At 73.8% G+C, this 26,124-nt stretch carries 11 protein-coding genes and 1 tRNA gene; 5 read left to right on the top strand and 7 right to left on the bottom strand.

Going from position 1 to position 26,124, the window contains the following annotated elements; genetic code table 11:
- The first annotated feature begins 168 nt into the window (after positions 1-168).
- Both ACFPCY_RS09545 and ACFPCY_RS09540 read left to right on the top strand, forming a co-directional pair.
- Positions 169-804, top strand: a complete 636-nt coding sequence (locus tag ACFPCY_RS09545; RefSeq protein ID WP_378253411.1) for a DJ-1/PfpI family protein — start codon at positions 169-171, stop codon at positions 802-804.
- A complete protein-coding gene (locus ACFPCY_RS09540) occupies positions 791-1,240 on the top strand; it encodes a MarR family winged helix-turn-helix transcriptional regulator (RefSeq protein WP_378253409.1) in 450 nt (149 codons plus the stop codon). The genes ACFPCY_RS09545 and ACFPCY_RS09540 overlap by 14 nt, the downstream gene beginning before the upstream one ends.
- Here ACFPCY_RS09540 and ACFPCY_RS09535 read toward each other — a convergent pair.
- Positions 1,237-2,295 carry a nitrilase family protein gene (locus tag ACFPCY_RS09535; RefSeq protein ID WP_378253407.1) on the bottom strand — a complete coding sequence of 353 codons (1,059 nt, stop codon included), beginning with the start codon at positions 2,293-2,295 and terminating at the stop codon, positions 1,237-1,239. The two genes, ACFPCY_RS09540 and ACFPCY_RS09535, sit on opposite strands and share 4 nt — an antisense overlap.
- Before the next feature lie 115 nt (positions 2,296-2,410).
- On the opposite strand from ACFPCY_RS09535, the gene ACFPCY_RS09530 reads away from it, so the two are divergent.
- On the top strand, positions 2,411-3,298 hold the full coding sequence (locus ACFPCY_RS09530; RefSeq protein WP_378253406.1) for a LysR family transcriptional regulator: 888 nt from the start codon (positions 2,411-2,413) through the stop codon (positions 3,296-3,298).
- Positions 3,299-3,308: 10 nt separating this feature from the next.
- Here the strand turns inward: ACFPCY_RS09530 and ACFPCY_RS09525 are convergent, their stop codons facing one another.
- From ACFPCY_RS09525 to ACFPCY_RS09500, 6 genes are all read right to left on the bottom strand, one after another.
- The gene (locus ACFPCY_RS09525; RefSeq protein ID WP_378253405.1) at positions 3,309-4,592 is read right to left on the bottom strand and encodes an acyl-CoA dehydrogenase family protein; all 1,284 of its coding nucleotides are present in this window, start codon (positions 4,590-4,592) and stop codon (positions 3,309-3,311) included.
- 97 nt (positions 4,593-4,689) lie between these two features.
- On the bottom strand, positions 4,690-6,003 hold the full coding sequence (locus tag ACFPCY_RS09520) for a glycosyl hydrolase family 8 (RefSeq protein WP_378253403.1): 1,314 nt from the start codon (positions 6,001-6,003) through the stop codon (positions 4,690-4,692).
- A 134-nt stretch (positions 6,004-6,137) separates the two neighbouring features.
- A complete protein-coding gene (locus tag ACFPCY_RS09515; protein WP_378253402.1) occupies positions 6,138-7,205 on the bottom strand; it encodes a DUF3616 domain-containing protein in 1,068 nt (355 codons plus the stop codon).
- A 43-nt stretch (positions 7,206-7,248) separates the two neighbouring features.
- The gene (locus tag ACFPCY_RS09510; protein ID WP_378253401.1) at positions 7,249-8,055 is read right to left on the bottom strand and encodes a class I SAM-dependent methyltransferase; all 807 of its coding nucleotides are present in this window, start codon (positions 8,053-8,055) and stop codon (positions 7,249-7,251) included.
- 216 nt (positions 8,056-8,271) lie between these two features.
- Positions 8,272-8,347 (bottom strand) — tRNA-Leu (locus ACFPCY_RS09505).
- Positions 8,348-8,459: 112 nt separating this feature from the next.
- A complete protein-coding gene (locus ACFPCY_RS09500; protein WP_378253399.1) occupies positions 8,460-9,230 on the bottom strand; it encodes an AfsR/SARP family transcriptional regulator in 771 nt (256 codons plus the stop codon).
- A gap of 565 nt (positions 9,231-9,795) precedes the next feature.
- Here ACFPCY_RS09500 and ACFPCY_RS09495 point away from each other — a divergent pair.
- Both ACFPCY_RS09495 and ACFPCY_RS09490 read left to right on the top strand, forming a co-directional pair.
- Positions 9,796-21,210 carry an SDR family NAD(P)-dependent oxidoreductase gene (locus tag ACFPCY_RS09495; protein WP_378253397.1) on the top strand — a complete coding sequence of 3,805 codons (11,415 nt, stop codon included), beginning with the start codon at positions 9,796-9,798 and terminating at the stop codon, positions 21,208-21,210.
- Positions 21,210-26,102, top strand: coding sequence for a type I polyketide synthase (locus tag ACFPCY_RS09490; RefSeq protein WP_378253396.1), 4,893 nt, complete (start codon positions 21,210-21,212; stop codon positions 26,100-26,102). The genes ACFPCY_RS09495 and ACFPCY_RS09490 overlap by 1 nt, the downstream gene beginning before the upstream one ends.
- The last annotated feature ends 22 nt before the right edge of the window (positions 26,103-26,124 follow it).

Here is a 26,124-nt window from a genome sequence, read left to right as displayed (position 1 = left end):
AGACGCTTCTCCCATCTCCCCAGTAGTCCGTCCGAACGTGGACAGCAGCGGTCACATCGCACTAAAACGCCAGGTAAGCGGCATGTTAGGGAGGCGTTGACCCGGAGCCGCGCCATCTCGTCTCTCTCCACGCTCGACAACATGCTGTCAATATGACAGAATACTGTCATGAGCAACGGAACGAAGAACGTGCACCTGGCCGTCTACGACACCCTCGCCGACTGGGAGGCCGGGCACGCGATCGCGCACATCGCCAACGGGCACTTCCGGGCGGCGCCGAACGAGTACGCGGTGGTGACCGTCGGCGCCACCCGCGAACCCGTCACCACGATGGGCGGCATGCGCGTGCTGCCCGACATCGCGCTGGACGAGCTCGACCCCGCCGACTCGGCCATGCTGATCCTCCCCGGCGCCGCCACCTGGGACGCGGGCGGCAACAGCGCGTTCGCCGAGGCCGCGCGCCGGTTCGTCGCGGCGGGGACGCCCGTCGCGGCCATCTGCGGCGCGACGTTCGGGCTCGCCGCCGCCGGGCTGCTGGACGACCGCGACCACACCAGCAGCGCCGCCGAGTACCTGGCCGCGTCCGGCTACGCGGGCGGCGGGCGCTACGTCGAGGCCGACGCGGTCAACGGCGGCGGCGTCATCACCGCCGGGACGAGCGCGCAGACGGCCTTCGCGCGCGAGATCTTCGCAGAGCTCGGCCTCTACACCCCCGAGGTGCTCGACGCCTGGTTCCGGCTGTTCGCGCACTCCGACGCGTCGGCGTACCCGGTGCTGATGGCGGCCGCCGGTGCCGAGGGCTGACTCCGGCGAGCTGCTGTCCGGGACGGCGCTCGCGGTCTTCCGGCTGAACGGCCAGTTCCTCGACGTCGCGGAGGCGATGGCCCGTCCGGCCGGGCTGACGGCGGCCTGGTGGCAGGTGCTCGGCGCGGTCCTCTACGAACCGCTGCCGGTCGCCGGGATCGCCCGCGCGATGGGCATCACCCGGCAGAGCGTCCAGCGGATCGCCGACCTGCTCGTCGCCAAGGGGCTCGCCGAGTACCGTCCCAACCCCGCGCACGCGCGCGCCAAGCTGCTCGTCCCGACCGAGGCCGGACGGGCGGCGGTGGCCCGCATCGACCCGGCCCATCAGGACCTCGCCGACCGGCTGGCCGCGCGGCTCGGCCCGGACCGGTTCGCCGAGATCCTCGACGCCCTCACCGACCTCTCGACCGCCATGAGCGATCTCGCGGACGGCTAGTCCGGCACGGGGTTCGGGGAGCGGACCAGCGGCACGGGGTCGGACGTGAACCGCGCGCTGCGCGGGTCGCGTTCGTCGCCGAACTTCTCGGTGAGGATGCCGTACAGCTCCGGACGGCGGCCCTGGATCCAGCGCCGACCGGTGGACAGCGGCAGCAGCGACAGGTCCAGGTCCGCGGTGACCATCGCGTCGGCGGCGGCCCACGTCTCGGTGAGGACGCGGCCGTACGGGTCGAGGATCATCGCGTTGCCGGTGCGGATCTCGTCGTCGTCCACCCCCACCCCGTTGCTGAACACGACGAACATCCCGTTGTCGTGGGCGCGGGACGGCAGCCAGCGCATCAGCCACCCGCGCCCGTCGGGGCCGCGGAAGGCCTCCTCGATCGCGGCCGGGTCGGCGTCCCGCCGGTGCCACAGCTCGGCCGGGACGGGACGCATCCCGTGCGGGCTGCGCGAGCGCGTCCCGCCGGTCTGGTGCGGGGCCAGCAGGACCGAGGCCCCCAGCAGCGCGGTGGCGCGGACGTTCTCGACCAGGTTGTTGTCCCAGCAGATCAGCACGCCGAACAGCACGCCCCACGGCGTCTGGAAGACCGTGTAGTCCCGTCCGCTGGAGATGGCGGGATGCTCGAACGCGTGCAGCTTGCGATGCCGGTGGACGCGCCCGTCCGGCATGCAGACGGCGTAGCTGTTGAACAGCTCGCCCCGCTCGCCGGCCTCCAGGAACCCGACCCCGATCGCCAGCCCCTGCTCGACCGCCAGGTCGCGGACGGTCATCACCGACGGCCCGTCGAGCGGCTCGGCGAGGGCGTGCAGCCGCTCGGCCGGATGCCTGCGCAGGTGCCAGTACCCCAGCAGGCACATCTCGGGGAACACCACCACCTGCACCCCGTCGGCGGCGGCGCGGCGCGCGAAGTGCTCGATCCGGCCCAGGTTGTGGGCCTTGTCGTCCGGCCTCGGCTCGAACTGGACGCCGGCGCACCGCAGCTCGCGGTCCGGCTGCTTCTGGTCCGGCTGGTTGTGGTCCGGCTGGTTCTGGTCCGGCTGGTTCTGGCTCACCTGAGGTCTCTCCCTGCTGGTCGGTGCCCCGGCGGGCGCCGTCGCGGACCCAGTGAAGCCCGGCGCGGTTCGATGCGTCCAATCAATGTTGTGAGGAGAAAGATAGAGTGAACGAATGGAACTGGGGTTGCTCCGGGCGTTCCTCGCGGTCGCCGGTCACCGCCACTACGGGCGGGCCGCCCGCGCCCTGGCGGTGACCCAGCCGACCCTCACCAAGCAGATCCAGACGCTGGAGCGGCGGCTCGGCGGCCGGCTGTTCGACCGGGGCCGGCACGGCGCGGCCCTCACCGAACTCGGCGCGGCGCTCCTGCCCGAGGCGCAGGACCTGGTCGAACGCGCCGACGCCCTGCATCGCCGGATGGTCCGGCTCGCCGCCGGTCACACCGGGCGGCTGGCGGTCGGGTTCGGCCTGTCCAGCCTCCAGCTCGCCCCGCGCGCGGTGGCCGCCTTCCGCCGCCTGCACCCGGGCGTGGACGTCACGCTCGACGACCTGCCCTCGCTCCAGCAGCTCGAACGGCTCGATCGGGGCGAGCTCGACGTCGGGTTCGTCCGGCTGCCGGTGGACGCGCGCTGGGGGCGGCACGTCCTGCGCACCGACCGGCTCGCGATCGCCTTCACCCGCGACCACACCCCGCCCGGCGTCCCGCCCGACGATCCGGGCCTGCTGGCCGAGTGGATCGCGGGGCGGGATCTCGTCGGGCTCGTCCGGTCGCGCGGGCCGGGGCTGTACCAGCAGATCGAGCGCCTGTGCTCGGCGCTCGGCGCGGCGCCGACCCCGGCGCAGGAGACCACCGACCTCCAGACCGTCCTGGCCCTGGTGGCCGCCGGGGCGGGCGTCGCGTTCGTCCCGGCGAGCGCCGCCGACATCGCGCCGCCGCCGGTCGAGCTGAAGCCGATCGTCCATCCGGCGGCCGAGTGGCGGATCGGGGCGGTGTGGCATCCGGGACGGCTGCGGCCCCTCACCGGGAACTTCCTCGACGTCGTCCGCGGCCTCGGCCCCTGACCGCCGGAGGTCAGCGGGACAGCAGGTCCCGGGCGATGTGCGTCACCTGGATCTCGTCCGTCCCCGCGTAGATCTGGAAGGACTTGGCGTCGCGCGCGAGCTGCTCGACGCGGTACTCGCTCATGTAGCCGTTGCCGCCGAACAGCTGCACCGCCTCCTGGGTGACCTCGGCGGCGGCCTGCGCGGCATAGAGCTTCATCGCCGACGCCTCGGCGAGCGTCGGCGTGCGGCCCGCGCGCTGCATCTCCACGTGCCGGAACACCAGGTTCTGCACGTTGAGCCGCGCCACCTCCATCTTCGCCAGCTTGAGCTGGATCAGCTGGAAGTCGCCGATCGGCTTCCCCCACAGCTCGCGCTTCTTGGCGTAGTCCACCGACAGCCGCAGGCACTCCTCGATGACGCCGAGCGCCATCGCCGCGACGCCCGCGCGCTCGGTGACGAAGTTCTGCCTGGCCGACTCCCTGCCGCTCTGCGCCCCGGCGCCGCCGCCGGTCAGCAGCCGGTCCGCGCCCGCGCGCACGTCGTTCAGGAACAGCTCGCCGGTGGGGGAGGAGTGCAGGCCCATCTTGCGCAGCGGCTTGCTCTGCTCCAGGCCCGGCATGCCCCGGTCGAGGACGAAGGTCAGGATCTCGCGGTCGCGCGGGTCCCGGCCGTCGTCGAGCTTGCAGTAGAAGACGATCGTGTCGGCGTAGGGGCCGTTGGTGATGAACGTCTTGGAGCCGTTGATGACGTACTCGTCGCCGTCGCGCCGGGCGGTGGCCTGCATCCCGCCGAACGCGTCCGAGCCGGAGTTCGGCTCGGTGATCGCCCACGCGCCGACCTTGTCCATGGTGAGCAGGTCCAGGCCCCAGCGCCGCTTCTGCTCGGCGCTGCCGCGCTTCATGATCGTCCCGGCGGCGAGGCCGAGGCTGACGCCCATCGCGGTGACCAGGCCCGGCGACACCTTGCACAGCTCGACGATCGGCAGGATGCTCAGCGACGCGTTGGCGCCCCCGCCACCGACCTCGGACGCCGTGTCGTCGTCGGCGACCGCCTCGGCCGCCGCCTCGGCCGCGGCCGGTTCACCGCCGGACGCGGCGCTCCGCGCGGCGGCGCGCTCCTCCTTGTCCAGCCGGGCGTGGAAGGAGGAGCGCGCCATCTCGTCCATGCCGAACGTCCGGAACAGGTCGCGGATCAGGTCGTAGGGCGGCAGGTCGCCGGCGTCCAGCGCGTCCATGTGGGGACGCGCCTTCTCCTCGACCCAGTTCCGCACCGCGTCGCGGATCATCACGTCCTCGTCGGACCAATCGATCATGCTTCGTCCCGCCTTCGTCGGACCGGTTCGTCTCCGGTCCATCCTGGCAGATGACGAAAGTAAGCGCTTATTGTGGGGAGGTCGCGGGGCGGGGGAGTCAGGGCGTCCAGTAGTTGCCCGACACCACGATCATCGACTGGAGCTGGACGCTCGCGCCGTAGTAGAGCCCGGGGTCCACCGGCGTGCCGGCGAGCTTCTTCCACAGCGCGTCGAGCCACGCCCGGGACCCGGGGTCGGTGGCCGCGGCGACCGCGAACGGCGCGGTGAACGCCATGTCGTGGCCCTTGTCGAACGCCGACCCGGACAGCTTGTAGCCGGTGTAGACCTTCTCCGGGTCGTCCCCGGTCGCCGTCCTGATCCAGGAGTTCAGCTTCCGCGCCGAGGCGAGGGACGCGGCGTCGCCGCTGGTCAGGGCGTCGGTGCCGAGGCGCCAGGGGTCCCGGCAGGCGTTCCAGCTGTAGTCGCCGTCGTGCGGGCCCTCCAGCACCTCGCCGCTCGCGGGCTTGGGGGCGGTCTTCGTGTCCACCACGAAGTCGGGCAGCAGCCCCGTCCTGCTCGCGTACCTGTTCTGGAGGTCGGCGACGACCTTCTGGTGGGCGGCGCGGATCGTGTCCCAGGACGCGTCGCCCGTCGCCTTCCGGAACGCCCGGAAGTGGTCGGGCATCCAGTCCGAGGACCGGCTCGTCCAGTAGTGCGACTCGCTCGCATCGCTCCAGTCGCCGAGCAGCAGCAGGTGCGTCGCCGGGTTGGTCTCGCTCTTCTTGATGGCGTTGATGTGCTTCACGGCGAGCTGCTTGTAGTCGTAGGCGCCCGAACTGCCCCACTGGCGGTCGGCGAGCAGGAGGCCGTAGGCGACGTCCATGTCGCCGTCGGTCGCCGAGTCCGAGCCGTCCACGCTCTTGCAGTTCGCATCCTGCTCGGCGGCGAGGAGGTCGCGGTTGTTCGCCGAGGGATGCGCCAGCACGTACTTGACGAGCCCGTCGAAGATCTTCTTGGCGTCGGCGTCCGCGCCCGCCATCAGCGCGGTGATCACCATGCCGTAGCCCTGGGCCTCGGCGACATAGGGGTGGTCGGCGTCGGGGGAGTGGACCTGGTACCAGCCGTTGCCGCACCTGTTCTGGACGAAGCTCTTCTTCCACTGCTGGTAGACCGCGAGCACCGCCTTGTCGACGGCCGCCTTCGAGCCGGACGGACGGATCGTCCCGGCCGCGTACTCGAAGGCGTGCGCCCCGAAGGGCCGCGCCGGGCCACTCGCCGACTTGCCCGCGCTCACTGCGTCGGCCGCGTCCGCCGAGACGGGACGGGCGTCCGACGCCCGTCCCGCGCATGCCGCCAGTCCCGCGACCGCCGTGCAGGCCCCTATGCAGACCGCCGCGCCCGCCACCGTTCCCCGTCCGATTCGCCGGAGCACGCGTCACCCCTTCCGCTGGAAGTTAGGAAGGTTTCCTAACGCCACGCAGGCAATCATCGCGGTCACGGTCCGTCAAGGCCCAAATCATTGATCTACTTAGTAAAGGCGCGCGGCTGGGACGCTTCCCCCGCTAGTCAGACGGAGAACCTCATGACGTCGGCGAGAACGGCGCCGTCCAGCGTGAGGCGGTCGGGGGCCGGGCTGTCGTAGACGACGAGCAACTCGGTGTCCGACAGCACCGCGACGCCCTCGGCGTGGTTGTCGCCGTCGCCGTAGGGGAGGTCGCCGACAGGCCGCAGCTCGTCGGCGGTCACCAGGCCGGACGGTGCGGCGCGGCGTGCGCCGGGCCAGCGGACCAGCCGGACGGGCCCGTCCAGATCCATGCTCGGCCCGGTCAGGATCAGCAGGTCGTCGCCGTGCGGGCACAGGTCGCGGACGCCGAGGCCGCCGAGGTCCAGGAAGTGCGTGCGGTGGCGGGGGCCGTCGCCGCCGTCCAGCGGGCGGGCGCGCAGGCGGGCCGGGTCGCGGGGGTGCGGCTCGGGGGAGATCTCGACCAGGACGGCCCAGCCGCGCAGCACCGGTCCGCGCAGGCCGACGAAGACGCGGTCGTCCACGACGGCCACGCCCTCGACGTCCAGGCCGTTGTCCTTGCTGGGGATGGACAGGAACGGCGCCAGGTGCGGGTCGTCCGCGAGCAGGTCGGCGAGGGAGGCCTCGCGTCCGCCGAGCACGGCGGCGGTGCGGTCGCCGTCCGTGCGGACGACCTCGGGGAGCCCGTCGTCGCCGGTCACCAGGGGCAGGCGCGCGAGGATGTAGCGGTTCTCCTCGCGCACGACGCTCGCCAGCCGCTTGCGCGCCTTGGCGGGGGACTGGCCGGGCTTGGGCTTCTTGCGCTTGAGGCTGTGCGAGCCGATCGCCCAGAGCCAGCCGTCCGCGCGGGAGAGGCCCTCGATGTCGGCCTCGTCGTCCGGTCCGGCGGGCAGGTCGACCAGGTCGGCGAGCCGCACGGAGCGTTCGGCGCCGTAGGCGGTGACGCGGCCGTCGTCGCCGGCGACGGCGGTGAGCCGCTCGATCGTGGCGGTCTCGTCGCCCGCGACCCACAGGCAGGGGCCGTCGCGGCGGACGGCCGACAGGTTGGTGTGCGTGGCCGCCTCGCGGCTGGCCTGCGAGAAGTGGAGCGGGATCCGGCGCTGGAGCTGCATGGCGCCGATGCTGCCACAATCCGGACGTTCCGAATGTGCCGTGTCAGAACGTGAAGCGGTAGTCGACGAGCGAGTTCCGCAGTGCCGGGACGGCGTGCATGAGCTTGTAGACGAGCCGGACGGGGCGGGCGGGGATCAGGTCGCCGTGCGCGGTGATGGGGACCTCTCCGGCGAGGGTGAGGGCGGGGTTCATCCGCTCGATCTGGTGCCCGTCGCGCACCGGCCACCTGAAGAGCCCGTTCATGCGGACGGCCCAGGGGGCGAGGCCGTCGAAGAGCAGCTCGCCGGTGGCGAAGCGGTCGGTGAGCCGGTGCAGCAGGCGCCCGACCTCGGCCTCGGTCAGGTAGGGGAACAGGCCCTCGGCGACGATCAGGACGGGCCGGTCGGCGGGGACCTTGGGGAGCCAGGCGTCGTCGGTGACCGAGGCGGGGATCATCCGGTACCGGCCGCGCTCGGGGTAGAGCCGCCGGCGCAGGTCGATCACGCCCGGGACGTCGAGGTCGAACCAGTTCCGCTCGCCGCGCGGGTCGAGCCGGAGCATCCGGCTGTCGAGGCCGCAGCCGAGCTGCAGGACGGTGGCGTCGGGGTGGCGGGTGAGGAAGGCGGCGCACCAGTCGTCGAGCTGCTTGGCCCGCAGGGCGACGAGGTACTGGTTGGCGCCGGGCAGGACGCGGCGTCTGAGCTTGGCGAAGTCGTAGTCGATGCGGTCGACGGCCTCGGCGGCGTAGTGGTCGCCGAGGATGGGGTTCGGCCGGCGGCTCTCCCACGCCCGCAGGTAGAGGGTGCCGAGGAGCGTCCAGGTCACGCCTTCGTCGGAAAGGGAAGTGAAATCAATTCTGTCGGTCGTCATCTCGCGCTCCACTCGCCGCGGCGGGCGGCCCCCGGGTTCGGGGCTCCCGGCCGGTCCTACCCTGGCATGCGGACGCTATGGCATGACGGCCGGACGTGTGAGGAAGACGACGCCGATCGCACGAGAATTCGCTGAGCGCTCGGTGAAAGGTGAAATATGCGGTGTTCGGGTAATTCGTGCGGAGCAGGGAGGGTGGGTGGGGGAACGTTCGTTCGGTACCCCGGGTGGGACTTGAACCCACACATCGCGGATTTTAAGTCCGCTGCCTATCTGCCAATTGGGCTACCGGGGTGAGGGCGGGCGGGCCGGCGGTCATCGGCCCGGCCCGGGGTTCCGGGGTGGGAGATCGGTCGGGAGCGGGGAGGCTCGGGCGGGGGCTCTCAGGCGGGGACTCAGATGGGGACTCAGGCGGGTATGGCGAGGTCCAGGCGGTGGTCGGTGGTGAGGATGGACCGTTGCAGCTGCTGGAGGGCGGGGCAGGGTTCGAGGCCGAGTTCCCTGCGTAGCGTCCGGCGTGCGGCCTGGTAGGCGGCGAGGGCGTCGCCGCGCCGTCCGCACCGGTAGAGCGCGAGCATGAGCTGCCGGTGCAGCGCCTCCCGCAAGGGGTGTTCGGTGGTGAGCTGGTAGAGGTCGCTCACGAGTTCGCGGTGGCGGCCGAGCGCCAGCCGCGACTCCATGAGCATCTCGACGCATTCGAGGCGGGTCTCCTGGAGCCAGGTCTGGAAGCCCTCCAGGATGGGCCCCTTGCAGACCTCGTCCCAGAGCGGCTCGCAGGACAGCGCCAGGGCCTGCTCGAACTCGGCCGCCGCGCGTTCGTGCAGGCCGTGGCGGGCGTGCTCGCGTCCGCGGGCGACCAGCCGCTCGAAGGTCTGGACGTCGAGCTCGTCCCCGCCGAGGTGGAGCAGGTAGCCCGGCGGGCGGGTGACGACCGGGCTCTCGGGGCGTCCCGGGCGGTCGAGGAACTTGCGCACCTGGGAGACGTAGACGTGCAGCCCGGCGATCGCCCGGCGCGGCGGCTCGTCCCCCCAGATCTCGGTCATCAGCTGGTCGATCGACACGACCTGGTCGGCGCGGACCAGCAGCACGGTGAGCAGGGTCGAGACCTTCCGGGCCCGGATGGCGTATTTCCCCTTCTCGTCGACGACCCGCAACGACCCCATGATCTCGTATTGCACGGCTCATCCCTTTCCCTGGGCATAATCCGTCGATGGGAAGTGGCGGCGGTTTTCCGGTGCGGTCATTCCCGGTCACCGCCCGCCCAACGCTAGCAACGGGCCCCGGTCCCCAGTACCCCAGTCCCGGCGCGGGCACCCCAGTCGGGACGGGCACCCCTACACGGTTTCGCAGGCGCATCGAATACGTCGTCCGCGGCCGATTTCAGCGGCCCTTCAGGGGGTGCCCGCGGGGTGCCGTACAGGGGCCGGTCCGACCAGAAACGTCAAGGTCGCGGGCGTGCGCTGTCGCCGGCCGCCGGGCCGCGCGCGGACCGCCGCGGCGCCACCCCTAGGCGCGCGCCGCGCCCGGCGTCTTCAGTCCTGCTTTAGCGCCGTCGCGAACGCTGGGTGCAGCCGGGCGGCCGCTCCGGACCGATGCGCTCGCCGACGCCGAGAGGGTCGTGTTCCTTGGATTCCGCACCTTTGGATTCCGCACCGGATCTCCGGCCCCGGCCCGCCGGCCGCGCGTTCTCCCCGGGAGGAGCCGCGGCCGTCCTGAACCGCGCACTGGGCTGGGTGACCTCGAATGGCGACTGAACAAGAGCTGGTCGGCTATCTCAAGCGGGTCGCGGCCGACCTGCACGACACGCGGGAGCGGCTGCGGGAGGTGGAGGGGCGGCGGACCGAGCCGGTGGCCGTGGTCGGCATGGCGTGCCGGTTCCCCGGCGGCGTCCGGTCGCCGGAGGACCTGTGGGAGCTGGTGTCCGCGGGCCGCGACGCGATCGGCGGGTTCCCGGCGAACCGCGGCTGGGACCTGGACGGCCTCTACGACCCCGACCCCGACCACCCCGGCACCTGCTACGTCCGGGAGGGCGGGTTCCTGTACGACGCGGACCGGTTCGACGCGGCGTTCTTCGGCATCAGCCCGCGCGAGGCGCTCGACGCCAACCCCCAGCAGCGGCTGCTGCTGGAGACGGCGTGGGAGGTGCTGGAGCGGGCGGGCGTCGATCCGGCGTCGCTGAAGGGGAGCGCGACCGGCGTGTACGTCGGGACGGCCACCACCGGCAACGGCGCCCGCGGGGACGGCGCGACCGAGGGATACGCGGGCAACGCCCCGAGCGTCCTGTCCGGCCGGATCGCCTACACCCTCGGCCTCGAAGGCCCGGCGGTGACCGTCGAGACGGCGTGCTCGTCCTCGCTCGTCGCCGCGCACCTGGCGACCCAGGCGCTCCGGCAGGGCGAGTGCTCGCTCGCGCTCGCCGGGGGCGTGACCGTGATGGCGACGCCGGAGGTCTTCACCGGCTTCTCGCGGCAGCGGGGCCTCGCGCCGGACGGCCGGTGCAAGTCGTTCTCGGCCGCGGCGGACGGCACGGGGTGGGGTGAGGGCGTCGGGCTGCTGCTGCTGGAGCGGTTGTCGGACGCGCGACGCAACGGCCACCGGGTGCTCGGACTGATCCGAGGCTCGGCGGTCAACCAGGACGGCGCGAGCAACGGGCTGACCGCCCCCAACGGCCCCTCGCAGCAGCGGGTGATCCGGCAGGCGCTGGCGAACGCGCGGCTGTCCCCGTCCGAGGTGGACGCGGTGGAGGCGCACGGCACCGGCACCCCGCTGGGCGACCCGATCGAGGCCGACGCGCTGCTGGCGACCTACGGCCGCGACCGCGCGCCGGACCGTCCGCTGTGGCTCGGCTCGGTCAAGTCGAACATCGGCCACACCCAGGGCGCGGCGGGCGTCGCCGGGCTGATCAAGATGATCATGGCGTTGCGGCGCGGCGGCCTCCCGCCCACCCTCCACGTCGCCGAGCCGACGCCGCACGTGGACTGGTCGTCGGGCGGGGTGCGGCTGCTGACCGAGGCCCGGAACTGGCCGCGGACGGGCCGTCCGCGCCGGGCGGGCGTGTCGTCCTTCGGCATCTCCGGCACCAACGCCCACGTGATCGTCGAGGAGGCCGCGCCGCAGCCCGAGCCCGAGCCGACCGCGCCGGTCGGCGCGGTCCCGTGGGTGGTGTCGGCGCGGACGCCGGAGGCGCTGGACGCGCAGGTCCGGCGACTGGCGGACTCGGCCGCCGTCCGGGACGCCTCGCCGGTGGACGTCGGCTGGTCGCTGCTGCGGTCCCGCTCGTCGTTCGAGCACCGCGTGGTGGCCCTCGGGGAGACCGCGGAGGAACTGCTCGAAGACCTGAACCGTGACGTTTTCTCTACCGCCACGGACGGCGACCTGGTCTGGCTGTTCAGTGGTCAGGGCAGTCAGCGTGTGGGGATGGGCGTGGGCCTGTACGAACGCTTCCCGGTGTTCGCGGAGGCTTTCGATGAGGTGTGCGGGCTGCTGAACCCGAGCTTGGAGCGCGATCTGGCGTCGGTGGTGTTCTCGGGTGAGCGGGCGGTTCTGGATCACACGACGTTCGCGCAGGCGGGGTTGTTCGCGGTGCAGGTCGCGACGGCTCGCTTGTTGAACTCGATGGGTGTGGTGCCGGATGCGGTGATCGGTCATTCGATCGGTGAGGTCGCTGCCGCGCATGTCGCTGGCGTCCTTGGCCTTGAGGATGCGTGCCGGTTGGTCGCGGCGCGGGCGACGCTGATGGGACGGCTGCCCGCCGGTGGCGCGATGGTCGCCGTCCAGGCGTCCGAAACCGAACTCGACGGAACACTCCCCGACGGTGTGAGCATCGCGACGATCAACACCCCTGACAGCACGGTCGTGTCCGGTCCCGCCGAGGCGGTCGCGCAGGTCCAGGCGGCGTGGTCTGAGCGGGGCCGCAAGACCAAGCGGCTCAGCGTCAGTCACGCCTTCCACTCGGCGCTGATGGACCCGATGCTGACCGACTTCGCCGACGCGATCGGCGGGCTGTCGTTCACCGCACCGACCCTTCCGCTGATCAGCACGCTCACCGGCGAAGCGGCCGACGAACAGATCACGACGCCCGGTTACTGGGTGCGGCAGGTCCGCGAGCCGGTTCGGTTCCACTCGGCGGTCGCGGCCGTTGCGGAGCGAACCGGGACGTTCGTGGAACTCGGACCGGACCCTGTGCTGGCCACTGCCGCGCAGCGCTGCGCCGAGGACACCGATGCGCTGGCCGTCCTGGACGCCCGCCGGCCCGACGCCGTGGCGTTCGGACGAGCGCTCGCCCACCTGCACGCCGGCGGCACCGACGTGGACTGGACACCCTGGTTCCCCACCGACCCGGAACCGCGCGTCATCGACCTGCCCACCTATCCGTTCCAGGGGCGGCGGTTCTGGCCGTCGAGCTGGCAGGCGGGCCAGGACGCGAGGGGACTGGGCCTCGGCTCGGCGGGACATCCGCTGCTCGGGGCCGTCGTCGAGCTCGCCGACGGCGGCGCGCTCCTGCTCACCGGACGCCTCGGAGGCGGAAGCGGATCGTGGCTGCACGACCATGCCGTCTCCGGGACGCGCGTGGTCGCCGGTGCGGTCCTCGTCGAATGGGCACTGCGCGCCGCCGACGCCGTCGGCTGCGGAACGCTCGACGAGCTGACCCTGCGAGCGCCGCTCCTGCTGCCGGACTCGGGCGGGGCACAGGTTCAGGTCGTGGTCGGCGTCCCGGACGAGGACGGCCGCCGCGAAGTGTCCGTCTACTCGCGGCCCGACGACGAGGAGGTCGGCGAAGCCTGGGAGTGCCACGCCTCGGGGACGCTCCTCCCGCAGACCCCGCCGGACGGCGCGATGGCCGAGGCGTGGCCGCCGCCCGGCGCGGAGCCGGTTGACGTCGATGGCCTGTACGAGCGGGCCGCCGAGGCCGGGTACGAGTACGGTCCCGCCTTCCAGGGGGTGCGCGCGGTCTGGCGGCACGGGAACGATCTGCTCGCGGAGGTGGAGCTGCCCGAGGAGGCCGGGGACGAGGACGGGTTCGGCATCCACCCGGCGCTTCTCGACGCCGCGCTGCATCCGGCGCTGCTCACCGAACCCGCGGACGGCGGCAAGGTCTGGGTCCCGTTCCTCTGGAACGGCGTGTCCCTGCACGAGGTCGGGGCCAGGGCGGTCCGGGTGAGGCTGTCCCCGGGCGAGGACGGCGACGGCCGGATGCTGCGCCTGCTGGTCGCCGATCCCGCCGGTCGGACGGTGTTGCGCGTCGAGGCCCTGCGGATGCGCCCGGTCGACGGCGGCCGGTTCAAGGCGGCGGTGCGCGGCGTGGCGGACGGCCTGTTCGTCCTGGACTGGACGCCGATCATCCGGCCCGAGGGTGAGGGCGCGCCGGTCGTCGTCCTCGGTCCCGAGCCGCTGCGGCCGGGGCTGGTGGAGACGGCGCTGGAGGCCGGGCCTTCGCCGTCCTCGGTGATGCTGGCCGAGGTCGCGGGTCCCGAGGACGGCGACGCGGCCGAGACCGGGCGCGAGGTGGTCGGGCGCGTCCTCGACGTCGCCAGGGCATGGTTGGAGGAACCGCGCCTCGCGGACGTCCCGCTGGCCTTCGTCACGCGCGGACAGCTCTCCGAGGCGGGGGTCCGGGGGCTGGTCCGCAGTGCCCTGGCCGAGCATCCGGGCCGTTTCCTGCACGTGGACGTCGCCGGTGACGCCGACCCCGCCGACGCCGTCCGGCAGGCCCTCCACGCGGGCGAGGACCAGGTGCGTGTGCGCGAGGGCCGCGTCCTCGTGCCCCGGCTCGTCCGAGCGAAGCCCGGCCAGGACGCCGACCAGGACACCGGACGGGGCGGCGACCAGGACGCTGGCCAGGACGCCGGGCAGGACGCCGCGCTGCCGGCCGGGGACGGGACGGTCGTCATCACCGGCGGCACCGGCGTGCTCGGCGGACGGGTGGCCGAACACCTCGTCCGGGAGCACGGTGTCCGGCGGCTGCTCCTGCTGTCGCGGCAGGGCCCGCGGGCGGCGGGCGCGGCCGGGCTCGGCGAACGGATCGCCGCGCTGGGCGGCCACGTCGAGGCCGTCGCGGTCGACGTGACCGACCGGGAGGCGCTGGCGAGGGCGCTCGCGTCCGTCCCGGCCGAGCATCCGGTGACGGCCGTCGTCCACGCGGCCGGGGTGCTCGACGACGCGCTCCTCGCCTCGCACACCCCCGAACGCCTGGACCGGGTGTGGGGGCCGAAGGCCCGAGGGGCCTGGAACCTACACGCGGTGACCCGCGACCTGCCCCTGGACGCGTTCTGGATCTTCTCCTCGGCGGCCGGGACCGTCGGCAACGCCGGGCAGGCGGGCTACGCGGCGGCCAACGCGTTCTGCGACGCGCTGGTGGCCCACCGCCGCGCCGCCGGCCTGCCCGGCCTGTCCGTCGCCTGGGGCCCGTGGGCGGACGCGGGCGGCATGGCGGGCGGGCTGACCGCCGCCGACCTGGCCCGGCTCCGCGGCGTGCGCCCGCTGCCCGCCGACCGGGGGCTCGCCCTCCTCGACGCCGCCCGGCGGCTCGGCGAGCCCGTCGTGGTGGCCGCCGACCTGGCGGTCTCCGGCGTCCCCGCCGACGAGCTGCCGCCCGTCCTGCGCGGGCTCGCCGGGCGGACCCGCCGGCGTGCGGCGGCGGACGGCGGCGGGTCCGCGCCGGCCGCTCGCCTGGCGGCCCTTCCCGCCCACGCCCGCGCCGAGGCGATCGAGGAGCTCGTCCGGCGGACGGTCGCGACCGTCCTCGGCCACGCCTCGCCGAAGGAGGTGCGCGCGGACGCCAACTTCGAGGGGCTCGGGTTCGACTCGCTGACCGTCATGGAACTCCGCAACCGGCTCGCCGCCGCGACCGGGCTGCGCCTGCCCGCCACGCTCGCCTTCGACCACCCGACGCCCCGCGCGCTCGCCCTGTACCTGACCACGCGGCTGGAGGGACGGCAGGCCGCGGCCGTCCCCGCGCGGACGGACGTCCGGACGGACGAGCCGATCGCGATCGTGTCCATGGCGTGCCGGTACCCGGGCGGCGTCCGGTCGCCGGAGGACCTGTGGGACCTGGTGTCCTCGGCACGGGACGCCATCGGCGAGTTCCCCGCGAACCGCGGCTGGGACCTGGAACGGCTGTTCGCGCCCGAACCCGGCCGGCCCGGCAGCAGCGCCACCCGCGAGGGCGGGTTCCTCTACGAGGCGGGCGAGTTCGACGCGGAGTTCTTCGGCATCAGCCCGCGCGAGGCCCTCGCCGCCGACCCGCAGCAGCGGCTCCTGCTGGAGGTCGCGTGGGAGACGTTCGAGCGCGCGGGAATCGCCCCGACGTCGCTGCGGGGCGCGCGGGCCGGCGTCTACACGGGCGTCATGTACCACGACTACGCCGACGGCGCGGCCGACGAGGACGCCAGGCTGGAGGGCTACGTCATGCCCGGCGTGGGCAGCGCGGTCGCCGGGCGCGTCTCCTACACCCTCGGCCTGGAAGGCCCGGCGGTGACGGTCGACACCGCCTGCTCGTCGTCGCTCGTCGCGATGCACATGGCGTCCACGGCGCTGCGGCAGGGCGAATGCGATCTCGCGCTGGCGGGCGGCGTGACCGTGATGGCGACACCGGGGCTCTTCCCCGGTTTCTCCCGCCAGCGGGGCCTCGCGCCGGACGGCCGGTGCAAGTCGTTCTCGGCCGCGGCGGACGGCACGGGGTGGGGTGAGGGCGTCGGGCTGCTGTTGTTGGAGCGGTTGTCGGACGCGCGACGCAACGGCCACCGGGTGCTCGGACTGATCCGCGGCTCGGCGGTCAACCAGGACGGCGCGAGCAACGGCTTCACCGCCCCCAACGGACCGTCCCAGGAACGCGTGATCGGTGCCGCGCTGGCCGCGGCCGGGCTGACGACCGCGGACGTGGACGCCGTGGAGGCGCACGGCACCGGAACCGTCCTCGGCGACCCGATCGAGGCCCAGGCCGTCCTCGCCACCTACGGGCGCGACCGCCCGGACGACCGTCCGGTGTGGCTCGGGTCGGTCAAGTCGAACATCGGGCACACCCAGGCCGCCGCCGGCGCCGCCGGTGTGATCAAGATGGTGATGGCGATGCGGCACGGGACGCTGCCCGCGTCCCTGCACATCGACGAGCCGTCCCCGCACGTGGACTGGTCGTCGGGCGGGGTGCGGCTGCTGACCGAGTCCGTGCCCTGGTCCGGCACCGCCGGACCGCGGCGCGCGGGTGTGTCGTCGTTCGGGGCGTCGGGGACGAACGCGCATGTGATCGTCGAGGAGGCCGTCGCCGAGCCGGTCGAGGACGCTCGGGCCGTGTCGCCGGGTGTGGTGCCGTGGGTGGTGTCGGCGCGGACGCCGGAGGCGCTGGACGCCCAGATCCGGCAGCTCAAGGACTTCGTGACCGCCGGGGACGCGTCCCCGGCCGAGGTGGGCTGGTCACTGCTGTGCTCCCGCTCCCTCTTCGAGCACCGGCGCGTCGCGACAGGGGAGACGGCCGAGGAACTGCTGGCCGCGCTGGACGCCGATGCTCCCGGCGAACCGGTGAGCGGTGAATCGATCTGGCTGTTCAGCGGTCAGGGCAGCCAGCGTGTGGGGATGGGCGTGGGCCTGTACGAACGCTTCCCGGTTTTCGCGGAGACTTTCGATGAGGTGTGCGCTCTGCTGAACCCGAGCCTGGAGCGCGATCTGGCGTCGGTGGTGTTCTCGGGTGAGCGGGACGTGCTGGATCATACGACGTTCGCCCAAGCGGGCCTGTTCGCCGTCCAGGTCGCGACGGCCCGGCTGTTGAAGTCCATGGGTGTGGTTCCGGATGCGGTGATCGGTCACTCGATCGGTGAGGTCGCTGCCGCGCATGTCGCTGGAGTCCTTGGGCTTGAGGATGCGTGCGGGTTGGTCGCGGCGCGGGCGACGCTGATGGGGCGGTTGCCCGCCGGTGGAGCGATGGTCGCCGTCCAGGCGTCGGAGGCCGAACTCGACGGGACGCTCCCGGACGGGGTGAGCATCGCGACGATCAATACCCCTGACAGCACGGTCGTGTCCGGCCCCGCCGAGGCGGTCGCGCAAGTGCAGGCGGCGTGGTCTGAGCGGGGTCGCAAGACCAAGCAGCTCAGCGTCAGTCACGCCTTCCACTCGGCGCTGATGGACCCGATGCTGAGTGACTTCGCCAACGCGATCGACGGGCTGTCGTTCACCGCACCGACCCTCCCGCTGATCAGCACGCTCACCGGCGAGCCCGCTGACCAACAGATCACGACGCCCGGTTACTGGGTGCGGCAGGTCCGCGAGCCGGTCCGGTTCCATGCCGCGGCAGCGCGGCTCGCCGAGCGGGCCGGGACGTTCCTGGAACTCGGACCGGACCCCGTGCTGACCACCGCCGCTCAGCACGCCGTGGACGGCGCCGACGCCGTGGCCGTCCTCGATCGCCGTCACCCGGACGCCGTGGCGTTCGGACGCGCGCTCGCCCACCTGCACGCCGGCGGCACCGACGTGGACTGGACCCCCTGGTTCCCCACCGACCCGGAACCGCGCGTCATCGACCTGCCGACCTATCCCTTCCAGCGGCGGAACTACTGGCTGGCCGCGGCGCGCGGGAAGACCGGGGACGCCTCCGGCCTCGGCCTGGACCCGGCCCGCCATCCGCTGCTCGGCGCGGCAGTGCGGCTCGCGGACGCGGACACGCGCGTCCTGACCGGACGGCTGCCCGCCGCCGACTCCGGAAGCTGGCTGGGGGAGCACCGAGTCCTCGGCACCGTCCTGCTTCCCGGGGCCGCCCTGGTCGAGTGGGCGTTGCGGGCGGCCGACGAAGCGGGCTGTTCCGGCGTGGAGGAGCTGACCCTGCGGGCGCCTCTCCTCCTCCCCGCGTCGGGCGGCCTGCCGGTGCAGATCGTGGTGAGTCCGGCGGAACCGGACGGCCACCGGGAGTTGCGGATCTATTCCCGTCCCGAGAACGACTGGGTGTGCCATGCGGAGGGCCTGCTGACCGCCGAGCCGCCCGGCACGGCCGAAGCGCTGGGCGGCCAGTGGCCCCCGGCGGGTGCTCGGCCGCTGACCGTGGACGGCTTCTACGAGCACGTCGCGGCGCTCGGATACGAGTACGGTCCCGCGTTCCAGGGCATGCGCGCGGCCTGGCAGGACGGTCGGGACGTGTTCGCCGAGATCGTCCTGCCCGAGGCGGCGGGGGAGGCGACCGGGTTCGGGCTGCATCCGGCGCTGCTCGACGCGGCGTTGCATCCCGCGCTGCTGGCCACCGGGGCGGACGGCGGGCCGGACGGTGGAGGCGCCCGGCTCCCGTTCGTGTGGAGCGGGGTGTCGCTCTGGACGCGGGAGGCCACGAGCCTGCGGGTCAGGCTGTCCCCGTCCGGCGAGGACGCCGTCAGGGTGACCGTCGCGGACGCCGCCGGTTCGCCGGTGCTCGGCGTCGAGCGGCTCGTGCTGCGTCCGGCCGATCCGGCGCAGTTCCGCACCCGCGGTGCGGACGGCCTGTTCGAGGTCGAGTGGATGCCCGTTCAGGAGGCGGTCGCCGTCCCGGACGGCGGGTTCGCGGTCGCGGAAGCGGCGACCGCGGACGAGGCACTGGCACACGTCCAGGGCTGGCTGGCCGACACTCGTCCCGACGACGAGCGGCGGCTGGTGGTCGTCACGCGCGGTGCCGCGGGGCAGAACCCCGACCCGGACGCGGCGGCCGTGTGGGGCCTGGTGCGTTGCGCGCAACTGGAGAACCCCGAACGCTTCGTCCTGGTCGATCTGGAGGACGGCGCGGACGTCGGCACGGACGTCGGCGCGGACGTCGGCACGGCGCTCGCCGCCGACGAGCCGCAGGTGGCCGTCCGCGATGGGAAACCCCTGGTCCCGCGCTTGGTCCGGTGCGGTGCCCCGCCGGAACTGACCCCTCCGGCGGGGACGCGCGCGTGGCGGGTGACCGCCGAGGGCGCCTCGACGCTGGACGAGGTGTCGGTGGAGAGCTGCCCGGATGTCCTCGAATCACTCCGGGACGGTCAGGTCCGGGTGGAGGTGCATGCGGCCGGGGTGAACTTCCGGGACGTCTTGATCGCGCTCGGTATGGTTCCGGGCTTCGGCGGCATCGGCGGTGAGGGTGCCGGTGTGGTGACGGGGATCGGCCCGGGTGTCACCGGCTTCGCCGTCGGTGATCGGGTGATGGGGCTGTTCCCAGGCGCGTTCGGGCCCGTCGCGGTCGCCGACGCGCGCTCGCTGGTGCTCATCCCGGACGGCTGGGACGCCCGCGACGCCGCAGGTATCGCGGTCGCGTTCCTGAGCGCCTGGTACGGACTGGTTGACCTGGCCGCGCTCCAGCCGGGCCAGTCGGTGCTGATCCACGCGGCCACGGGCGGTGTCGGCCAGGCGGCGGTGCAGATCGCACGGCATCTCGGCGCGGAAGTCTTCGCCACCGCGAGTCCGGCCAAGCAGGAAGTACTCGCCGATCTGGGCATTGGCGACGAACATCGCGCGTCGTCCCGTGATCTCGGTTTCGAGGAGAAGTTCCGCGCGGCGACCGGTGGCCGGGGCATGGATGTCGTGTTGAACAGCCTGGCCGGTGAGTTCACCGACGCGTCCCTGCGGCTGCTGGCCGAGAACGGACGGTTCGTCGAGCTGGGCAAGACCGACATCCGGGATGATCCCGGGGTCTGGTACCGGGCGTTCGATCTGGCCGGCGACGTGCCTCCGGAACGCATCGCGGCGATGCTGGCCGAACTGCGGGACCTGTTCCAGGCGGGACGGCTGGAGCCGCTGCCCACGCAGGCGTGGCCGCTCGGCCAGGCGCGCGAGGCGTTCCGGTTCATGAGTCAGGCCAAACACACCGGCAAGATCGTCCTGGACGTCCCGCCGGCGTTCGACCCGGACGGCACGGTCCTCATCACCGGCGGCACCGGGACGCTCGGCGCCCTCCTCGCCGAACACCTCGTCCGCGAGTGGGGCGCACGGCACCTCGTCCTGGTCAGCCGTCGCGGAGCCGGCGCGCCCGGCGCGGCCGAACTCGCCGAGCGCCTGACGGCGGACGCGGAGGTCACCTTCGTCGCGGCCGACGTCGCCGATCCGGAGGCGGTCCGCGATCTGGTCACGGGGATCGACCCGGCGCGTCCGCTGACCGGGGTGATCCACGCGGCGGGCGTCGTCGACGACGGGACGGTCCCCTCGCTGACCCCGGACCGGATGGCTTCGGTCTGGCGCGTCAAGGCGGGCGGGGCCGCCAACCTGGACGCCGCGACGTCCGGCCTGCGGCTGGGCTTCTTCACGGTGTTCTCGTCGGCCGCCGCGACCTCCGGCAGTCCGGGGCAGGCGAACTACGCCGCGGCCAACGCCTACTGCGACGCCCTCATGGCCCGCCGCCGCGCCGCCGGGCTGCCCGGCCAGTCGATCGGCTGGGGGCTGTGGGAGTCGGCCAGCGGCATCACCGGCGACCTCACCGAGGCCGACCTGCGGCGCATGCGGACCAGCGGGATCGTCCCGCTCGGCGACGAGGAGGCCCTGGCCCTGCTGGACCGCGCGTTCGAGCACGGGAGACCCCACCTGGTCGCGGCCGGCCTCGACGTCGCCGGACGCCCCGCCGACACGCTCCCGCCCCTGCTGCGCGCGCTCGGCGCCGGCAGCGGCGGTGGCGGCGGTACCGCGGGCGGTCCCCGCCGGATCGACTGGGCCGCGCAGCTCGCCGGCCTCTCACCCGACGAGCGGCTCGCGCTGCTGCTCGGCCTCGTCCGGACGCACGCGGCGGCCGTCCTCGGGCACGCCGAGGCCGGCGCCCTCCAGGACGACACCCAGCTCAAGGACCTCGGGTTCGACTCGCTGACCGCCGTGGAGCTGCGCAACCGGCTGTCCTCGGCCACCGGGCTCCGGCTGCCCGCCGCGCTCGCCTTCACCTACCCGACCCCGGCCGCCATCGCCGCGCACCTGCGCGACCGGCTCGTCCCCGCCGAGGCGGACCCGCTGGCCCGGGTCCTCGGCGACGTGGACCGGCTGGAGGAGGTGATCGACCGGCTCGCCCCGGACGGCGACGCGCGCGGGCGCCTCGCCCGGCGGTTCGAGGCCCTGCTGTGGCGGCTGGACGGCGCGGGCGGCGACGCGTCCGGCGCGGACGCCGTGGACGGCGACGCGCTGGACGCCGCGTCCGACGACGAGATGTTCCGGCTCATCGACCGCGAACTCGGCTCCGTCACGGGAGGTGAGGACTGATGTCCGCCGCCGAGGACAAGCTCCGCCAGTACCTGAAGCGCGTCACCGTCGACCTCAACCGGACCCGCCGCCGCCTGCGCGAGGTGGAGGAGCAGGCCCGCGAGCCGCTCGCGGTCGTGGGCACGGCCTGCCGCCTGCCCGGCGGAGTCCGGTCCGCCGCCGACCTGTGGGACCTGGTGTCCGCGGGCCGCGACGCCATCGGCGGGTTCCCGACCGACCGCGGCTGGGACCTCGACGCGCTCTACCACCCCGACCCCGACCACCCCGGCACCAGCTACGTCCGGCACGGCGGGTTCCTCACCGACGCCGACGGGTTCGACGCCGCGTTCTTCGGGATCAGCCCGCGCGAGGCCCTCGCCATGGAACCGCAGCAGCGCGTCCTGCTGGAGACCACCTGGGAACTGCTCGAAGGGGCCGGTTTCGACCCGCGCTCGCTGCGCGGAGCCGGAGTGGGCGTGTTCGCCGGGATCTCCAGCCAGGACTACCACACCGGCCTCGGCGCGCCGGACGAGGTCGAGGGCTACATCGCCACCGGCAGCCTCGCCAGCGTCGTGTCGGGCCGGGTCGCCTACACGCTCGGCCTGGAAGGCCCGGCCGTGACGATCGACACGGCCTGCTCCTCGTCGCTGGTCGCCGTCCACCTGGCGGGCACGGCACTGCGCCGGGGCGAATGCGACCTCGCCATCGCCGGCGGCGTCACCGTCCTGGCGACCCCGACCGCGTACGTCGAGTTCTCACGGCAGCGGGGACTCGCCCCGGACGGCCGTTGCAAGGCGTTCGCGGCGTCGGCGGACGGCACCGGCTTCTCCGAGGGCGTCGCCCTCGTCCTGCTGGAGCGGCTGTCGGACGCGCGCCGCAACGGGCACCGGGTGCTGGCGGTGATCCGGGGTTCGGCGGTGAACCAGGACGGCGCGAGCAACGGCCTCACCGCCCCCAACGACGCCGCCCAGGAGCGCGTCATCCGGCGGGCCCTGGAGGACGCCCGGCTCAAACCGTCCGAGGTGGACGCCGTGGAGGCGCACGGCACCGGCACCACGCTCGGCGACCCCATCGAGGCGCAGGCGCTCGTGGCGACCTACGGCGCGGACCGTCCGGCCGGCGGGTCGCCGCTGTGGCTCGGCTCGGTCAAGTCCAACCTCGGCCACACCCAGGCCGCCGCGGGCGTGGCCGGACTGATCAAGATGGTGATGGCGATGCGGCACGGCGTCCTGCCCGCCTCACTGCACATCGACGAGCCGTCCGCGTACGTGGACTGGGAGACGAGCGGCCTGCGCCTGCTCACCGAGCCCAGGCCCTGGCCGGCCGGGGAGCGTCCGCGCCGGGCCGGCGTCTCGTCCTTCGGGATCTCCGGCACGAACGCGCACCTCATCCTCGAACAGGCCCCCGACACGTCCGCCGACCCCGAACCCGAACCCGAACTCGCCCCCGCGGAGGCCCCGAGCACGATCCCGTGGGTGCTGTCGGCGCGGAGCGCTCCGGCCCTGCGCGCCCAAGCCGCCCGGCTGCGTGATCTGGTCGCGGACGATCCTGGCTTGTCGCCGGTGGAGGTCGGCTGGTCGCTGCTGAAGTCGCGTTCGCTGTTCGAACATCGCGCGGTCGTTTTGGGCCGGGACCGAATCGCCACCCTTGCGGCCCTGGCCGAGGGCGAGACATCTCCCGACCTGATCACGGGCGTCGCCGGTTCGGTCGGTCCGGGTCCGGTGTTGGTGTTCCCGGGTCAGGGTTCGCAGTGGGCCGGGATGGGCGCCGAGCTTCTGGACGAGTCGCCGGTGTTCGCGGCGAGGATGGCCGAGTGTGAGCAGGCCCTTGACCCGCATGTGGACTGGTCGTTGAGCGAGGTCATCTGTGGTGACGGTGCTGAGTTGTCGCGGGTGGATGTGGTTCAGCCGGTGTTGTGGGCGGTGATGGTGTCGCTGGCGGCGGTCTGGGCCGACCACGGCGTGAAACCGGCCGCGGTGGTCGGGCACAGCCAGGGGGAGATCGCGGCGGCGTGTGTCGCCGGGGCCTTGTCGCTGCAGGACGCCGCGCGCGTGGTCGCATTGCGGAGCAAGGCGCTGCGCAGGCTGGCCGGTGGTGGCGCGATGGCGTCGCTGGGGGTCAGCGCTGAGCAGGCCGAGGCCCTTGTGACCGGTGAGGTTGGGATCGCCGCGGTCAACAGCCCGTCCTCCACCGTCGTCTCCGGGCCGCCCGATCAGGTGGCCAGTGTGGTGGCCAACGCGCAGAGCCGTGGGTTGCGGGCGCGGATGATCGAGGTGGACTACGCCTCCCACGGACCCCAGGTCGACCAGATCACCGACGAACTACGCCAGACACTCGCCGGCGTGACGCCGCTCGCCGCGCGGGTGAAGTTCTACTCCGCCGTGACCGCCGCGCCGCACGACACCGCGTCCCTGGACACCGAGTACTGGATCACCAACCTGCGGCAGCCCGTCCGGTTCGCCGAGGCCGTCCGCGCGTTGCTGGACGACGGGCACCGCGTCTTCATCGAGGCCAGCGCCCATCCCGTCCTGACGACCGCGCTGGAGGAGATCTTCGACGCGGCGGCCGTCCCGGCCGTCGCGATCCCGACCCTGCGCCGCGACCATGGCGACCGCGACCAGGTGCTCCGCTCGCTCGCCCACGCGCACGCCGCCGGCGTCCAGGTCGACTGGACCCGCGACCGTCCCGCCGACCCGCCGCCCCGCCTCGTCGATCTGCCGACCTACCCGTTCCAGCACCAGCGGTTCTGGCTGCCCGACGTCGCTCGGCCCGCGACGGCGGCAGGACCGGCGGACGAGGAGGAGACGCGGTTCTGGACGACCCTGGAGCACGGGAACGGCGACGAGCTCGCGGAGACGGTCGGCATCCGCGACGCCGGCGAGCGGGCGTCACTCGACGCGGTCCTTCCGGCGCTGTCCCGGTGGCGGCGCGACCGGCGCCGCCGGTCCGCGATCGACTCCTGGCGGTATCGCGTCGAGTGGCGTCGGCTGCCGGACGGTCCTTCCGGCGCGGCGGACGAAGCGTGGCTGGTCGTCCGGCCGAAGGGCGTCGCCGACGAGTGGTCGGAGACGTGCGTCGCGGCGCTGGAATCCGGGGCGGGCCGGGTCGGGCGGCTCGACGTCGAACCCGACGTGGACCGCGCCGAGCTGGCCGCGCTGCTTCGCGCAGCCGCCGCCGCGACGGGCACGCCGCCCACGCGCGTCCTGTCACTGCTTCCCCTCGATGAGAACGGCGGCACGGGAGTCGCGGGCGTGCTCACGCTCCTGCAAGCCCTCCTCGACTCCGGGCTGGACGCCCGCCTGTGGACCCTCACGCGCGGCGCGGTTCTCGCCGGCGACGGTGACGGCGACGGCGACGGCGACACCGAAGGTCCGGAGCGGCCCGACCAGGCCGAGGTCTGGGGGCTGGGACGGGTGGCGGCCCTCGAACACCCGGCCGTCTGGGGCGGCCTGGTGGATCTCCCGCCCGCACCGGACGACCTCGCGCCCGAACGCCTCCGCGAGGCCCTCACCCGCGCGGACGGCGAGGACGAGCTGGCCGTCCGTCCGAGCGGGACGTTCGGACGCCGCCTGGTCCGAGACCCGGTCGGAACCGGCCAGAAGGAACCTCGATGGCGTCCGCAGGGGCCGGCGCTGGTCACCGGAGGCCCGGACGCCCCGGCCGGGCAGGTCGCGACGTGGCTGGCCGAGCTGGGCGCGGACCCGGTGTACCTGCTCGTGCCTCCCGGCGGCGCTGCGGAGAACGGCACGCCGCCTCCGCCAGGGGTGGTCCACGTCGAAGAGGTCCCCGCAGAGGTCGGGACGCTCGTGCACGTCCCGGCTCCCGGTGAGCTCGCGCCGCTCGCCACGTCCGACCCGGCCGCCGTGGACCGGGCCGTGCGCGCGCACGTGGAGGCCGTCCGCCAGGTCGAGGAGAGCTGCGCACCGGACACCGTCGTCTACTTCTCCTCGGTCGCGGCGGCGTGGGGCGCCCGCGACCACGGCGCGTTCGCCGCCGCGCACGCCCACCTGGAGGCCCTCGCGCGCGAGCGGCGGGCCGGAGGCGGGCACGCCGCGTTCGTGGCATGGAGCCTGTGGGACGTCACGGATGACGCGAACGTCACGGACGGTGAGGACGGCCAGGACGCGCGGGCCGGTGCGGTCCGGCCGCATCTCGAACTCGCCCGCAGGCAGGGCCTGGAACCCCTGGACGCCGGTTCGGCGCTCGCCGCGCTGCGCCGGATCCTCGACCGCGACGATCCGTCCGCCGTCGTGGCCGACGTCGAGTGGCGCCGGTTCGCGTCGCTGATCGTCGCCGAGCGCCGGACGCGGCTGTTCGACGAGGTGCCCGAGGCGGCGGAGACCGTCCGGGCCGCGCGGGACGGCGACGGGGAGGCGGCCGAGGTGACCGAGGCGCTCCGCCGCGAGCTCGCCGCTCTCCCGGACGAGCCGCGGCGGCGGGAGGCGCTGGCGTCGCTCGTGCGCACGCACGTCGCGACGGTGCTCCGGTACGGCGGCGCGGACGAGGTGGATCCGCAGCGTCCGTTCAAGGAACTGGGGTTCGACTCGCTCGCGGCGGTCGAGCTGCGGAACCGGCTGCGGACCGCCACCGGGCTGCGGCTGCCCGCGACGCTGGTGTTCGACCGTCCGACCCCGGACGCGCTGGCCGGGTGGCTGCTGGAGCGGCTCCTGCCCGCGGGCGCGGGCGCGGCGCTCCCGGCGTTCGGCCGCCTGGACGACTTGGAAGCGGCGCTGGCCCTGCTGCCGCCGGAGGACGTCCGGCGCAGCGGCCTGGCCGACCGGCTGCAGACGCTGCTGTGGCGCTACACCGACCCCGCCGGCGCGGACGCCGCGGCTGACGGGGACGGCGGGGACCTGGCGGCGGCGACGGCCGACGAGATGTTCGCGCTGATCGACCGGGAGCTGGGGGCCTGAACCGGACGGGCCCGCCCGGCGG

Origin of the sequence: Actinomadura gamaensis, assembly GCF_042652125.1 — a bacterium.
Lineage (GTDB): Bacteria > Actinomycetota > Actinomycetes > Streptosporangiales > Streptosporangiaceae > Spirillospora > Spirillospora gamaensis.
Note: the sequence above shows the minus strand (reverse complement) of the source record. Positions and strands in the feature narration are given on the sequence as shown.